This window comes from Streptomyces sp. NPDC059534, from assembly GCF_042743475.1.
GTDB lineage: Bacteria > Actinomycetota > Actinomycetes > Streptomycetales > Streptomycetaceae > Streptomyces.
Window position 1 is genome coordinate 1 of record NZ_JBHWAQ010000078.1, and the last position, 13,802, is coordinate 13,802.

Annotated in this window: 13 protein-coding genes and 1 tRNA gene; 6 read left to right on the plus strand and 8 right to left on the minus strand. The window is 75.0% G+C overall.

Annotation, left to right across the window (positions count from 1 at the left end):
• Positions 1-59: 59 nt before the first annotated feature.
• Together ACFVZH_RS38895 and fdxA are read right to left on the minus strand one after the other, a co-directional pair.
• Entirely contained in the window at positions 60-1,154 is a 1,095-nt protein-coding gene (locus tag ACFVZH_RS38895; protein ID WP_384905176.1) for a bifunctional succinyldiaminopimelate transaminase/glutamate-prephenate aminotransferase, read from the minus strand.
• An 84-nt stretch (positions 1,155-1,238) separates the two neighbouring features.
• A complete protein-coding gene (gene fdxA, locus ACFVZH_RS38900) occupies positions 1,239-1,559 on the minus strand; it encodes a ferredoxin (protein ID WP_015035968.1) in 321 nt (106 codons plus the stop codon).
• A 112-nt stretch (positions 1,560-1,671) separates the two neighbouring features.
• Here fdxA and ACFVZH_RS38905 point away from each other — a divergent pair, with 112 nt between their 5' ends.
• From ACFVZH_RS38905 to ACFVZH_RS38915, 3 genes are all read left to right on the plus strand, one after another.
• Entirely contained in the window at positions 1,672-2,727 is a 1,056-nt protein-coding gene (locus ACFVZH_RS38905; protein WP_384905178.1) for a GNAT family N-acetyltransferase, read from the plus strand.
• Positions 2,724-3,665, plus strand: coding sequence for a transglutaminase-like domain-containing protein (locus ACFVZH_RS38910; protein WP_384905180.1), 942 nt, complete (start codon positions 2,724-2,726; stop codon positions 3,663-3,665). Before ACFVZH_RS38905 ends, ACFVZH_RS38910 begins: the two co-directional genes overlap by 4 nt.
• Positions 3,666-3,765: 100 nt before the next feature.
• The gene (locus ACFVZH_RS38915) at positions 3,766-5,337 is read left to right on the plus strand and encodes a serine/threonine-protein kinase (protein ID WP_384905182.1); all 1,572 of its coding nucleotides are present in this window, start codon (positions 3,766-3,768) and stop codon (positions 5,335-5,337) included.
• Positions 5,338-5,367: 30 nt separating this feature from the next.
• Here ACFVZH_RS38915 and ACFVZH_RS38920 read toward each other — a convergent pair.
• Positions 5,368-5,442, minus strand: a tRNA-Val gene (locus tag ACFVZH_RS38920).
• Between the two features lie 160 nt (positions 5,443-5,602).
• Between ACFVZH_RS38920 and ACFVZH_RS38925 the strand changes: the two genes are divergently transcribed.
• Positions 5,603-5,965 (plus strand): DUF1304 domain-containing protein, encoded by a 363-nt coding sequence (locus tag ACFVZH_RS38925; protein ID WP_384905184.1) that lies wholly within the window; start codon positions 5,603-5,605, stop codon positions 5,963-5,965.
• A gap of 110 nt (positions 5,966-6,075) precedes the next feature.
• Complete coding sequence (locus tag ACFVZH_RS38930; protein ID WP_384905186.1) at positions 6,076-6,300, plus strand: hypothetical protein; 225 nt, start codon at positions 6,076-6,078, stop codon at positions 6,298-6,300.
• A 111-nt stretch (positions 6,301-6,411) separates the two neighbouring features.
• On the opposite strand, the gene ACFVZH_RS38935 is transcribed toward ACFVZH_RS38930, so the two are convergent.
• The 4 genes from ACFVZH_RS38935 to ACFVZH_RS38950 all read right to left on the minus strand — a co-directional run bounded on the left by ACFVZH_RS38935 (position 6,412) and on the right by ACFVZH_RS38950 (position 10,246).
• Complete coding sequence (locus ACFVZH_RS38935; protein ID WP_384905188.1) at positions 6,412-8,523, minus strand: hypothetical protein; 2,112 nt, start codon at positions 8,521-8,523, stop codon at positions 6,412-6,414.
• A 175-nt stretch (positions 8,524-8,698) separates the two neighbouring features.
• Complete coding sequence (locus ACFVZH_RS38940; RefSeq protein WP_384905190.1) at positions 8,699-9,103, minus strand: DUF6113 family protein; 405 nt, start codon at positions 9,101-9,103, stop codon at positions 8,699-8,701.
• Positions 9,100-9,990 carry an N-acetyl-1-D-myo-inositol-2-amino-2-deoxy-alpha-D-glucopyranoside deacetylase gene (gene mshB, locus ACFVZH_RS38945; protein WP_384905192.1) on the minus strand — a complete coding sequence of 297 codons (891 nt, stop codon included), beginning with the start codon at positions 9,988-9,990 and terminating at the stop codon, positions 9,100-9,102. Before mshB ends, ACFVZH_RS38940 begins: the two co-directional genes overlap by 4 nt.
• A 61-nt stretch (positions 9,991-10,051) precedes the next feature.
• Positions 10,052-10,246: a hypothetical protein gene (locus ACFVZH_RS38950; RefSeq protein WP_033201312.1), complete on the minus strand. Its 195-nt coding sequence runs from the start codon at positions 10,244-10,246 to the stop codon at positions 10,052-10,054.
• Positions 10,247-10,415: 169 nt separating this feature from the next.
• On the opposite strand from ACFVZH_RS38950, the gene ACFVZH_RS38955 reads away from it, so the two are divergent.
• On the plus strand, positions 10,416-12,578 hold the full coding sequence (locus tag ACFVZH_RS38955; protein ID WP_384905194.1) for a prolyl oligopeptidase family serine peptidase: 2,163 nt from the start codon (positions 10,416-10,418) through the stop codon (positions 12,576-12,578).
• A 1-nt stretch (position 12,579) separates the two neighbouring features.
• On the opposite strand, the gene ACFVZH_RS38960 is transcribed toward ACFVZH_RS38955, so the two are convergent.
• Positions 12,580-13,599, minus strand: coding sequence for a hypothetical protein (locus ACFVZH_RS38960; protein WP_384905196.1), 1,020 nt, complete (start codon positions 13,597-13,599; stop codon positions 12,580-12,582).
• Between the last annotated feature and the right edge of the window lie 203 nt (positions 13,600-13,802).

Below are 13,802 nucleotides of genomic sequence, written 5' to 3' on the forward strand. Positions count from 1 at the left end.
AGACCGGGCGGGCCCCGGGGCGCGATCGCGCCCCGGGGCCCTCCCGTGTACGCGTACGGCTAGCCCAGGCGCTTGACGGCGGCCTCGACGCGCTCGTCCGTCGCCGTGAAGGCGACCCGCACGAACCGCTCGCCGGCCTCGCCATAGAAGTCGCCGGGCGCCACCAGGACGCCCTTCTCCGCCAGGTACGCCACGGTCTCCCAGCAGGGCTCGTCCCGGGTCGCCCACAGGTACAGGCTCGCCTCGCTGTGCTCGATCCGGAAGCCGTGCGCCTCCAGGGCCGCCCGCAGGGCCGCCCGGCGCGCCGCGTACCGCTCGCGCTGCTCGGCCACGTGCGCGTCGTCGCCGAGCGCCGCGACGGTCGCCGCCTGCACCGGCGCCGCGGTCATCATGCCGCCGTGCTTGCGGATCAGCAGCAGCTCCCCGAGCACGGCCGCGTCACCGGCGACGAACGCGGCCCGGTAGCCGGCCAGGTTGGAGCGCTTGGAGAGCGAGTGGACGGCGACGATGCCCTCGTACGACCCGCCACAGACGTCCGGGTGCAGGACGGAGACCGGGTCGGCCTCCCAGCCCAGCTCCAGGTAGCACTCGTCGGAGAAGACCAGGATCCCGTGCTCGCGCGCCCAGGCCACGATCCGGATCAGCTCGTCCTTGCCGAGGACCTTGCCGGTCGGGTTGGACGGGGAGTTGAGCCACAGCAGCTTCAGACCGGCCGGGTCGAGCTCGGTCGGGTCGTCGTAGACGACGGGCGTCGCGCCGCAGAGCCGCGCCCCGACCTCGTACGTCGGGTACGCGAGGCGCGGGTACGCCACCTTGTCCCCCGCACCGAGCCCCAGCTGCGTCGGCAGCCAGGCCACCAGCTCCTTGGAGCCGACCACCGGCAGCACGTTCTCGTGGGCGAAGCCCACCGCGCCCAGCCGCCGCCCGCACCAGCCGGTGAGCGCGTCCCGCAGCTCCTTCGTCCCCCACACCGTGGGATAGCCCGGCGAGTCCGCCGCCACGACCAGGGCCTCCTGGATCAGCGCGGGGACCGGGTCGACGGGCGTGCCGACGGAGAGGTCCACGATTCCGTCCGGGTGCGCCAGGGCCGTCTTCTTGTACGGCTCCAGCTTGTCCCAGGGGAAGACGGGCAGGCGCGAAGAGACTGCGCTCACGGGTTGGCTCACTTCCTCTTACGTACGGGAAAACGCCTCGGTCCCGTACGGCGGCCTAGGCCGTACGGGACCGGATGCGGTCGATCAGCCGTTCTGCGGCGGCAGAGCGGCGATGAAGGGGTGGTCACGCTCGATCTCGCCGAGCTTGGAAGCACCACCGGGCGAGCCGAGCTCGTCGAAGAACTCGACGTTCGCCTTGTAGTAGTCCTTCCACTCTTCCGGAGTGTCGTCCTCGTAGAAGATCGCCTCGACCGGGCAGACCGGCTCACAGGCCCCGCAGTCGACGCATTCGTCCGGGTGGATGTACAAGGACCGCTTGCCCTCGTAGATGCAGTCGACGGGGCACTCCTCGATGCACGCCTTGTCCTTCACGTCGACACAAGGCTGCGCGATGACGTAGGTCACGCTGTCGTTCCTCCTCGATAGGGCTGGTCTGCGCGGGAGCGCGGCGTCGTCGATGCCCGCACCTAGTATCTCCGTTCTTGGGGGCGATCCGAACAGGAGGGGCGGAGAAGCTGTGGAATTCACCGGCGGAGGGCGCCTTGAGATCCGAATCACCAGCGCTGACGTGGGAAAACGTGTCTCCGTTCGGTGCGTGACGGGGTCGCCGGCGGCGGGCGGGAAGTACACCGACGCGGTAGGGGTTCTCACATCATGGGACGCCGGTGTGCTGCTGATCACACGAAAGGGCGGCGAGAGCGTCCGTATCCCGGAATCCTCACTGGTCGCGGGCAAGGTCGTGCCGGCCGCTCCGGCCCGCCGCCGCGGCCCCGCCGCCACCTTCCCCGAGCTGGCCAGGGCCACCGCGCGCGCGTGGCAGCCGGTCGAGAGCGAACCCCTCGGCGAGTGGACGCTGCGCGCCGCCTTCCAGGACGTGCCGGGCGGAGCGCGGCCGGGCGGGCCCGCGGCCGGGCGCCGGGTGGGATTCACCCGGCGCGCCAACTCCGCGCTGCCGCTCGGCGATCCCGGACTCCCGGTCGCCGAGGCGCTGCTCCGCGTACGCGACTGGTACGCGGCCCGGGAGCTTCCCGCGTACGTCCAGGCCGCGACCGGCGCCGAGGGCACCCAGGAACTGCTGTGCGCCGCACTCGACCGGCACGGCTGGCGGCGCGAGGTCTCCGCCGAGGTGCGGATCGCCGCCCTCGCCCCGCTCGGCGACCTCGACGCCGACGTCTCCGCCGTCCGCCTCTCCCGGACGGTCGACGACGCCTGGCTGAGCCGGTACCAGCGCTCCGAGGAGGCGAGCCCGACCGTGCGGTCCGTCCTCGCCTCCGGTCCGAGTGTGTGGTTCGCGTCCGTGGCGGGCACGGGAGGGGTACCGGCGGCGATCGGCCGCTGTGTCGTCGACGGGCGCTGGGCCGGCTTCATGGCCGTCGAGGTCGACCCGGCCCACCGGCGCCGCGGCCTGGCGACGTCCGTCATGACGGCGCTCGCCCGGCAGGCGCTCGACGAGGGCGCGTCGGCGGCCTGGCTCCAGGTGGAGACGGACAACGACGGCGCCCGGGCTCTGTACGACGGGATGGGCTTCGCGGCCCATCACCACTACCACCACTATCGATGGGCGGAGGCGTGACGGAGGAAGGACCACCGGCCGCGGAGGACGGGGCGCCGCACGACGGCGCCGACGACGGATCGCGGGACGCGCCGCCGCACGACGGCCGCGGCGGCCGGCCGGCGGACGCGGGCGGGGAAGCGCCCGACTGGCGGCGGGAGTTCGCCGAGGAGGCACGGGCCGAGCGGCCCGACCTCGCGCGGCTGTGCCTGCTCGTCGGGGCGGTGGCCGACCCCACCGTCACCCGGCACGTCCTCGACGCGGCGGAGATCGAACTCGACCGCCTCGCCGGCCTCCTCCCGTACGCGACCCGGATCACCGGCGACTGGGCCGCGGAGCTCGCCGCACTGCTCGGCCGCCACGAGGGCTTCGAGGGCGTGCCCGCCGACTACCAGCGGCTGGAGTCCTCGCTCCTGCACGAGGTGCTCCGGCGCCGCCGGGGCCTGCCGATCCTGCTCTCCGTCGTCTGGATGGAGGTCGCCCGCCGGGCCGGCGCCCCCGTGTACGGCCTCGGCCTGCCCGGTCACTTCGTGGTGGGCTTCGGCGACCCGGCCGACCTGAACCTCGCCGACCCCTTCGCCGGCGGCCGCGCGATGACCGGCACGGACGCCGAGCTCCTGGTGGCGAGCGCGACGGGCGAGGCGCTCGACCGCTCGATGCTGCGGCCGGCCGAGCCCGGCGCGATCGTGCTGCGCATCCTGAACAACATCCGCGCCTGGGCCGCCTCCCGACCCGAACGCTCCGACGTGGCCCTGTGGGCGGTGGAACTCTCCCTGCTGCTCCCCTCCCACCCGGCACGGCTCCGCTACGAGCGCGCCGAACTCCTCGTACGGCGCGGCGAGTTCCTGACGGGCGCGGTGGAGATGGAGGCGTACGCGGAGGTGATGGACGCGGTGGACCCCGAGTCGGCGACCACGATCCGCCGCCGCGCGCAGGCGGCGCGGGCGATGCTCAACTAGCGCGGCCCCGCCCGGGCCGCCGCCTGGCCCGGCGGCGGGCCCGGCCCGCTGGGCGTACCCACTAGTATCCCTTCCGCGTTCATCGGGGGAGGGTGACGAGATGCAGCCGTGCGGGCCGAACGACCCGTCGCAGGTGGGACCGTTCCGGGTGCTCGGCGCGCTCGGGCAGGGCGGAATGGGCCGGGTCCTGCTCGGCATGGCGGCGAACGGCCAGGTCGTGGCGATCAAGCGGATCCACGCCGACCTGGCCGACGACGAGGGCTTCCGGGCCCGGTTCCGGCGCGAGGTCGACGCCTCCCGCAAGGTCTCCGGTGCCTGCACGGCGGCCGTGATGGCCGCCGACCCGGACGCCCCGCAGCCCTGGCTCGCCTCCGTGTTCGTCGCCGGCCCCTCGCTCGCCGCGGCGGTGGAACGGTCCGGGACCCTGCCCGTCGAGACCGTGCGGCGCCTCGCCGTCCAGCTCGCGACGGCGCTCGACGAGATCCACCGGGCGGGACTGATCCACCGCGACCTCAAGCCCGAGAACGTCCTGCTGTCGCGGGACGGCGCCCGCGTCATCGACTTCGGCATCGCCCGCGCGGCCGAGGGCGGGCACCTCACCGAACTCACCGCGACCGGACTCGTCGTCGGCTCACCCCCGTTCATGTCCCCCGAGCAGGCCGAGGGCAGGGAACTCACCCCGGCGAGCGACGTCTTCTCACTCGGCTCCGTGCTGACCCTCGCCGCCACCGGCCGCAGCCCCTTCGCCGGTCCCTCGACCCTCCAGGCGCTCTACAACGTCGTCCACACCGAACCCGTCCTCGACGCCGTACCGGCCGAGCTGCGCGGCCTCGTCGCCGGGTGCCTGGCCAAGGACCCGTCGGCCCGCCCCACCCCCGCGCAGCTCCTCGCCGCGCTCGGCCCGGCCGCCCCCGCCGCGCGGCAGTGGCCGCCCGCCGTCCACGCCCTCATCGCCGACCATCGGCGGGCCGTCGAGCGGCTCCTCGGCCCGGCCGAGGACCCCGACCGCACCCTGGCCGTCCCCCCGCGGGCCCCCGCCGCCGAATCCGCCGCCCCGACAGCCGTGGTCACCCACGTCGACGCCCCCGGCCGCCCCGGCCGCCGGCGCGGACCTCTCGTCGCCACGACCGCGGCCGTCGCCCTCTGCGTCCTGGGCGCCGGCGCCTGGTGGTCGCTGCGGGACGGGGCCGCCGGAGCGCCGGACCTGTACGTGACCATGCCCGTCTGCGCGGACGTGGCCGCCGAACTGCCCCTGCCGGAGCGCCGCCCCGACCAGGACGCCTACACCGAGTACTCGGACCACGCCGAGACCAGCTGCGCCTGGTCCGACCGGGACGAGGCCCAGGCGGACGGCTGGAACGCCTACTCCCACGCCGTCGTGCGCTGGGACCTCCGCCGCAGCGCGGGCACCACCGAGAACGCCACGGAGCGCCAGAAGTCGGAGTTCGCCGACGACGCCGAAGGCGAACGCCCGGCGACCGGCATCTCCTTCGCCGACGAGGCGTTCTGGAGCGCCCCGTCCGACGAACACACCACGTGCACCCTCTACGTACGCAAGGGAAATCTGGTGGTGTACGTGTCCCTGGGCAGCGACCGGCACCCGGCCGACACCTGCGAGCAGGAAGCGACGAAGATCTCCGCGGCGGCCGTCACGGCCATGCCGCACGCCTGACGGCTGAGCCGAGGCGGGAGACCGGAAGGGGGCGGGGCGACCGGATTCGAACCGGCGTCCTCCGAGATGTCATCGCGGCGCATTACCTCTGTGCTACGACCCCGCCCTTGCGAGGGACTCTAGAAGAAAGCCCACCGGGCGCGCGAGCCCATATCCGCGCGGAAGCAGGAGTGCATCAGGGTGCGGTCCGCCGTGAGGGCGGCGCGGTCCCCGGCTTCCACGCGTCACGCACCGGCCCGGGCACGTGCGGCGGCAGAATGCGGCCATGCCGCTGACCGCAGACATCCTCGTCGCCCTCGTCGCCCTGCTGCACGCCTACATCCTCGTGATGGAGATGTTCCTCTGGGAGAAGGAGACCGGGCGCGGCTTCTCCGGCTTCGACGCCGAGATGGCGCGTGCCACCGCCCCCATGGCCGCCAACCAGGGCCTCTACAACGGCTTCCTCGCCGCCGGTCTGGTCTGGGGGCTCGTCGCCGACGACCCGACCGGCTTCGGCGCGAAGGTCTTCTTCCTCTCGTGCGTCGTCATCGCCGGCGTCTACGGCGCCGCCACCGCCAACCGCCGCATCCTCTTCGCCCAGGCCCTGCCCGGCGCGCTCGCCCTCTCGGCGGTCCTCGTCTCCCACTGACGCCGCCGCCCGCGGGCAGCGGCCCGCGTGTCCCGCGCGTCCCCCGGCCGGGGTCGGCGGAAGACGCGGCACTGTGTGACCGGGACAACACACGGAGCGAAAGGTCTGCGATGGCAACGCCTCACGGCACGGGCAGTTTCGTCGCCCACACCGGTACCGACGTCTACGGGCCCGGGAAGGTCATCGGCGTGGACGGGGCGCAGCGGAGGGTGCGGTTCACGCGCTTCGTGGCGACGATCCGGGCGGACGACCTGCGGGCGGCCTCGCCCACGGAGACGCGGGAGATCGAGGCATGGCTGCGGGCGAGGAAGGAGCGGTACGGGGGCGCCTGGTGATCGTCGCGTCTCCCGGGCCGGCGTCGCGGTACCGGCCGCGCGCGTGCCCGGGACGCGGACGAGCCCCCGTCCCGGGAGAGGGCGGGGGCTCGGGCGCCGGGGCGGGGTGCGTCAGCCGCTGCCGGTGAGGTCGATGGTCTTGGTCCGCTCCGCGAGGTTCTTGCCGCGCAGGGCGTCGCGCATGACGAACGCGACGTCGTCGGCGGAGACCTCGTGCCGGGTGCCGTCGCCCTTGGTGATCATGATGCCGTCGAAGGCGCCGTCGAGGAGCCGCTCGATCGCCTTCTTGTCGTAGTACTCGACCAGGTGGCCGTCGACGGCCCTCACGGAGAGGATCTGCGGCAGGGACCGCGCCGGGCCGAAGTCGATGTGCTTGCCGCCCGCGTTGATCCGGATCAGGCCGGACATGGCGGGGGTGGCGAAGTCCTTCATCGCCCGGTCGAGCTCCGCCTGGGTGATCGTCGGCCGGCGGGTGGTGACCGGGAGTTCGACGAGCCTGCCCTGGCCGGTCTCGACCTGGGCGCGGAAGGCGTCCCGGACGGAGATCATCGACCGCTGGACGTCCACGCCCTTGCCGGGCTTGCCCGGGACGGCGGTCACCTTGTTCGGGGCGAAGAGGATCGTGCCCTCGGTCGCCGCGGCGGACCTCCCGGCGAGGTCGGTCAGGGCGACGGCGAGCTTCTCCTCGTCGACGGGGAAGACCGGCTTGGCGATCCGCTCGCCGCCGAAGAGGGAGCCGATGACGGAGACCGGGTTGTAGTCGCTGCCGGCCGCCGCGCGGACGGTCTCCTGGCTGTCGAGTGCCAGGCCCGCCTTGTCGGGCGCCAGCTGGACCTTCTCGCCGCCGACGCTGAGCTGGAGCGGGGCGTGGGCGCGCTTGCCGAGGGCCGTCTCCAGTTTGTTGACGGCCTCCTCCTTCGTACCGCCGCCGATGTCCACGCCGAGGACGGTGGTGCCCTTGGGGACGTCGGAGTGGTTGAGGAGCAGTCCGGCGCCGTAGGCGACGCCGGCCAGGCCGACGACTCCGGCGGCGACCAGGACCAGCTTGGAGCGGCCCTTCTTCGCCGGGGCGCGGCTCGCCGCGGGCGCCGGGCGCGGCGCCGGGGCGGGGGCCGGGGACGGCCGCTCGTCGAGACGCGGGGTGAGGTCGGGGCGGCGGGCCGCGCTCGGCGGGACCACCGGGATGCCGCTGGTGACCGTGTCGCCGGAGACGTGGCCGCCACCGCCGTCGGCCGGTGCACCCTGGCCGGGCGCCGGGGCGGGCGCCTGCGGGGTCAGGATCGCGGTGTCGTCGGACATGCGGGGTGCCCCGCCGGGGAACGGGGAGCCCTGGCCCTGGGGCTGACCCGGGGCCCGGCCCTGTCCCTGTCCCGGGCCCGCGAAGGGGCCGGTGCCGGGGCGGCCGGGGGCGCCGAGGGAGGCGGTGCCGGTGACCGGTCCGGTGGTGAGGCCGGTCGGCGCGGCCGGACCCCGGTAGGCGGGGGTGCCGCCGGCGGGGGTGCCGTCGGCGGGGGTGCCGTCGTACCTCGGGGTACCGCCCGCGGGGGTCCCGTCGTACCTCGGGGTGCCACCCGCCGGGGTGCCGGTGTACATCGGGGTGCCGCCGGCCGGGGTGCCGCTCTCGTAGAGGGGGTTGCCGGGCCCGGCGACCGGGCGGCTCGACGGGGTGTTGCCGACCGTCGGGACGCCGGAGGTGGCCGAGCCGGCGAAGCCGGTGCCCTGGGTGTCGGGGCCGCCGGGTTGCGGGCCCGGCTTGAGGGTGGGCGCCGGGGCGGCGGGGAGGGCCGGAGCCGCGGAGGGAGCGGGGGCCGCCGCCTTGCGCGGGGCGAACCAGTCGCTGGTCTCCTTGGCCTTCGGGGCCTCCTCGGCCTGCGGCGGCTCGGGGGCCGCCACCGGCGCGGGCTCCGGCTCGGCGACGGGGGCCGGCTCGGGGTCGGGGGCGGGGGCGGGCGCCTCGCTGACCGTCTGGCGGACCACGACCGGCGGGATCGGCCGCGAACCCGGAATGTTGATCCGGATCCGGGTCGTCAGCGTGGTCTCGGTCTTGGGCTCCTCCGGCGGCGCGGGCGCGACGGGGGTCTCCTCCGGCGCGTCCTGCGTGGGGTGGAGCGACGGATACTGGCGGGATCCGTACGGCGGGGTACCCGAGGGGTACGCGGCTCCACCGCGCCCCTGGGCGCCGGAGGACGAACTGTCAGTCTCTCGACCAGTTTCACGACTCAAAGCAGGATCTCCCGGTTGGCTCCACCGCCCGCTCTTGCAGATGCTCGTGTTACCCGGGCGGTTCGGCGGCGCGCACCACCATACTGGCCGCCGCCGCTTCTTACCCGACCCCCGGGGGATGTACGACGGTCATTCCGGCTGAAGTCGGGACGTCCCCGGACTCAAGTCGTCCTGTTCACGGGGCCGGTCGGGCCAGCCGGGAGAGCGTGGTGCACATCACAGCGGCCGCCATGCCTCCGAAGAGGAAGAGCAGCTCGCCGATGCCTCCGGCGAACACCCCGTCGCCCTCGGGACGTCCGAAGCTGAGCAGGATGACGGCGAGGAGCCAGCCTCCGCCGGCGGCGACGACGGCGACCTGGGTGCCGGTGGCGCGCAGCGCTCCGTAGAAGAGGGCGGCGGTGGCGAGGAGGCCGAGGAGCAAGCCGACGGGGAACCAGGCGGCTTGGACGAGCGCGCCGGCGGTGCCGACGAGGACGCCGAGGACGAGCAGGCCGGCGTACCAGGCGTACCGGGCGGCCGGGGACGGGACCGGGCCACCGGGGGCCGGGGAGGGCTTGCGGGCCGAGGCGGGGGTGGTCACGCGGTCACCCCCGCGAAGAGGTCGGTCTCGCGGGCGCCGGCGGGGGCGCCTGGCGTGCCCTGGACCAACTCGTAGTACTCGGTGGTGAAGATCGGCTGGCCGAGGTCGTTGGAGAGGGCGAAGAACGGACCGTCGACGGCGACTTGGGTGACGTGTGCGGCCATCGCGGCGCTCTTGCGGGCCGCGTGCCCGGGGGCCGCCCCGATCTCCGCGGTGATCCGGTCCTCGTCGACGACGCCGGGGACGTCGTCGATCGCGGCGACGGCGGGGAAGGCGGAGCCCTCGGCGCGCAGCCGGGCGAACCCGGCCTCGGCGACGGGGCGGGGGACGCGGTTCCAGTAGATCTTGGCGATCCGGTGGGCGGGTCCGAGGCCGGGCCGGTAGGCCGGGTCCGCGGCGAGCTCGGCGGCGCGCGTGGCGACCCGGTGGGCCTGGATGTGGTCGGGGTGCCCGTAGCCGCCGTCGGGGTCGTAGGTGATCAGGACCTGCGGGCGGGTCTCGCGGATCACCTCGACGAGGTACGGGGCCGCGGTGTCGACGTCGGTGTTCCAGAAGGCGTTGTCGCGCTTGTTCTGTTCGGCGCCCATCATTCCGGAGTCGCGGAAGCGCCCGGGGCCGCCGAGGAACCGGTGGTCGGTGACGCCCAGCTCGCGCATCGCGGCGGCGAGTTCGCCGACGCGGTGGGGACCGAGGCGGTCCTCCCGGTCGGGGGCCAGGTGGGCGAGGGCGGGCGGGATGACCTCGCCCTCCTCGCCGAGCGTGCAGGTGACCAGGGTGACAAGGGCGCCCTCGGCCGCGTACCTGGCCATGGTGGCGCCGTTGTTGATCGACTCGTCGTCCGGGTGCGCGTGCACGAGGAGCAGACGACGGGCGGGGAGATCGGTCATGTCCCCACCCTACGAGACCCCTCCCCCGCGAGCCCCGAACCCTACGGGGAACCCTGCGGGGTCAGAACTTGAGGCCGCCGATCATGCCCGCCACGTTCGTCGTGAGGGTGCTGATCGACGAGGCCATGGACGAGCTCGCCAGGTAGAAGCCCAGGAGCGCGCAGACCGCCGCATGTCCAGCCTTCAGCCCGGATTTCCGGATCAGCAGGAAGACGACGATCGCCAGCAGCACCACCGCCGAAATCGAGAGTGCCACGGCGGTTCACCTCCACACTTCTTCGGTCGGATATTCGAGCGGATCGGGCAGCGAGCATGTGCCAGTCGAGTACATACCCACCTAGCGCTACGGATCATAACTATCCGTGCCATCGCATCGATCGGCGGACGGAGGCACGAGGGGGGCGCACGACGCTACTTTCAGCCGCATGACCTCGATTCGACAGCAGCCGGCCACACCCCAGGCCCCGCTCTCCTTCCCCCGCCAGCTCGCCCGGACCCAGCGCTTCACCCTCGGCGCCCCGCGCGGCTTCTCGGTCTCCCCGGACGGGGAGCGCGTGGTCTTCGTCAGATCGGGTGCGGGGACGGACCGTTCGCACCGGCTGTGGGTGCTCGACCTGCCGCCCGGCGGTACGCCGGCGGAGCGGACGGCGGCCGACCCCGCGGTGCTGCTCGCGGGCGCGGAGGAGGAGCTGTCCCCGCAGGAGCGGGCGCGCCGGGAGCGGAGCCGGGAGGGCTCCGGCGGCATCGTGGGGTACGCGGTGGACGGGGCGGTGGAGCTGGCGGCGTTCGCCCTGTCGGGGCGGCTGTTCACGGCGGAGCTGCGGGCGGGGACGGCCCGGGAGCTGCCGGTGCCGGGGCCGGTGATCGACCCGCGTCCCTCGCCCGACGGGCGGCTCGTCGCGTACGTGGCGGAGGGCGCGCTGCGGGTGGTGGGCGCGGACGGTTCGGGCGACCGGGAGCTGGCCGTTCCCGAGGACGGGCACGTCTCCTATGGATTGGCCGAATTCATCGCATCCGAGGAGATGGGCCGCGACCGCGGCTACTGGTGGTCCCCGAGTTCGGATCGACTGCTCGTGGCGCGGGCGGACGACCGGGAGGTGCGGCGCTGGTGGATCGCGGACCCGGCGCGTCCGGAGCGGGAACCGCAGCGGGTGGGGTACCCGGCGGCGGGGACGGCCAACGCGGAGGTGCGGCTGTTCCTGGTGGACCTCGACGGGGCGCGGACGGAGGTGGTGTGGGACCGCGAGCGGTACCCGTACCTGGCGCGGGCGCACTGGTCGGGGGCCGGGGCGCCGCTGCTGCTGGTGCAGGCGCGGGACCAGCGGGAGCAGGTGTTCCTCGCGGTGGACCCGGAGTCGGGGCGGACCTCCGGCGTACGGACGGAGGCGGACCCGGCGTGGCTGGAGCTGCACCGGGGGGTGCCGGCGTGGGGGCCCGGCGGGGGGCTCGTGCGGGTCACGGACGAGGGCGGGGCGCGTGTCCTGGCCGTCGGCGACGAGGTGTGGACGGGCGCGGACCTGCACGTGCGGGCGGTGCTCGACGTCGGAGCGGACGACGTGCTGGTGTCCGCGTCGGCGGGTGAGACGGCGGCGGAGCCGGAGACCGGCGAGATCCATGTGTACCGGGTGTCGCCCGGGAAGGGGGCCGAGCGGCTCTCCGCGGGCGTCGGGACGCACGGAGCCGTGCGCTCCGGGGCGGTGACGGTCCTGGTGTCGGCGCACCCGGACGGGCCGGGGAGCGTGGCGCGGGTGCTGCGCGACGGCGAGCGGGTCGCGGAGGTGGCGTCGTACGCGCAGCGGCCGGTGGTCGCGCCCCGGGTGCGGCTGACGGAGGCGGGCGCCCGGCGCATTCCGTGCGCGGTGCTGCTGCCCTCGGGGTACGAGGAAGGGGACGGGCCGCTGCCGGTCCTGATGGATCCGTACGGCGGTCCGCACGGGCAGCGGGTGGTCGCCGCGCACAACGCGTATCTGACGTCCCAGTGGTTCGCCGACCAGGGTTTCGCGGTGATCGTGGCGGACGGGCGGGGCATGCCGGGCCGCTCCCCCGCCTGGGAGAAGGCGATCCTGCGCGATCTGACGCCGACGCTCGACGACCAGGTGGAGGCGCTGCTCGCGCTGGCCGGGCGGTTCCCGCTGGACCTGGGGCGGGTGGCGGTGCGCGGCTGGTCGTACGGCGGCTATCTGGCGGCCCGGGCGGTGCTCCAGCGGCCCGACGTCTTCCACGCGGCGGTCGTGGGGGCGCCGGTGACGGACTGGCGGCTGTACGACACCCACTACACGGAGCGGTACCTCGGGACCCCAGAGGCCGATCCGGAGGTGTACGCGACGCAGTCGCTGCTGACCGACGACGGGCTCACGGCGCCGGAGGGCCCGGCCCGGCCGATGATGATCGTGCACGGTCTCGCCGACGACAACGTGGTGGTCGCGCACGCGCTGCGGCTCTCCTCCGCCCTGCTCGCGGCGGGCCGGCCGCACGAGGTGCTGCCGCTGTCCGGGGTCACGCACATGACGCCGCAGGAGCAGGTGGCGGAGAACCTGCTGCTGCTCCAGGTGGACTTCCTGAAGCGGTCGCTCCCCGCGGCGGGGTGAGTCACCAGCCGGGGGGCGGCGGGGAGGGCGGGGCCGGGGGCAGCGCCCCGGCCGGCCCGTACTGCCCGTACTGCCCGGAGGGGCCGTACTGCCCGTAGGGGCCGGGCGGGGCCGGGGCCCCGTACTGCCCGTAGGGCCCGTAGGGGGTGGGCCCGGGAGCCGGGGCGCCGCGCCCGGCGAGGAGGACGAGCACCGCGACACCGGCGAGCAGCCCGAAGACGGCGGTGAGGAGGCTCAGCTGCTGGGCGGTGGGAAGGTCGCCGAAGTGGGCGGCCAGTTCGTACCGGATCGACCGCACGGCCTCGGCGAGCCCGCCGGCCGCCAGGAACCCGCCCGCGAGCAGGCCGAAGGACCGGCTGTGGCGGGCCCGGGCGAAGGCGGAGCCGGCGGCCGTGGCGTACAGGCCGACGAGCATGGCCGACAGCCAGCCGGGCGGGGGCGCGAGGGCCGGCTTCACGACGGACCGGCCGCCGGTGAGCCGGTCGACGGTGACCTCCAGCGGCAGTTCGCCGGCCCAGTACAGCTCCCACCCGGCCATCACGACGGCGGCGACCCCGAGGAGGACCCCGGCGGTGACGGCGCGGCCGGTGCGGGGCCGGGTCGGGAGCTGTTCGTGCGGGGCGGCCGCCGGCCGCCGGCCCGCCGCGGCGGTGACGACGAGTCCGGCGGCGAGGGCCAGTTCGGCGAGCGCGGTGACGAGCGCCCCGCTCCCGGCCGCCCACAGCCCGGGCAGTCGCAGGGCGAGCGTGACGGTGCCGGTCGCGGCGAGCGCGGAGGCCGCGTGCCGGGAGCGCAGGGCGGCGACGGCGCCGGTCACGGAGACGAGGAGCAGCACCGGGTCGGTCAGCGAGGTGGCGGCCCGCCCCCGGATCAGGAAGAGGTGGTCCCCGGCCCAGTACCACGCGAGGTCGGCGGGCGAGCCGAGCACGGCGAGGTCCTTGAGGATCCACACGGCGGCGATGAGCGCGAGCGCGGCGCAGAGCGCGGCGCCCGTGAGACGTGCCGGTCGTGTCACAGTCACGACCCCGATACTCACGGTCGCGACCGACCGAAACAAGCGGTTCCGCATGTACGGGGGACGGCGGGTCGGCGCGGCCGGCCCCGCGAGCCCCGCCTGGGCGCCCCGGAGGCGGGCCAGGCCCGGAGATGAGTCGGGCGGGGCGGGGAGGGGGGGGGGGGGGGGCGGGCGGGGTGCCGCGCGCGGGCGGGGGGGGCGGGGGGAGC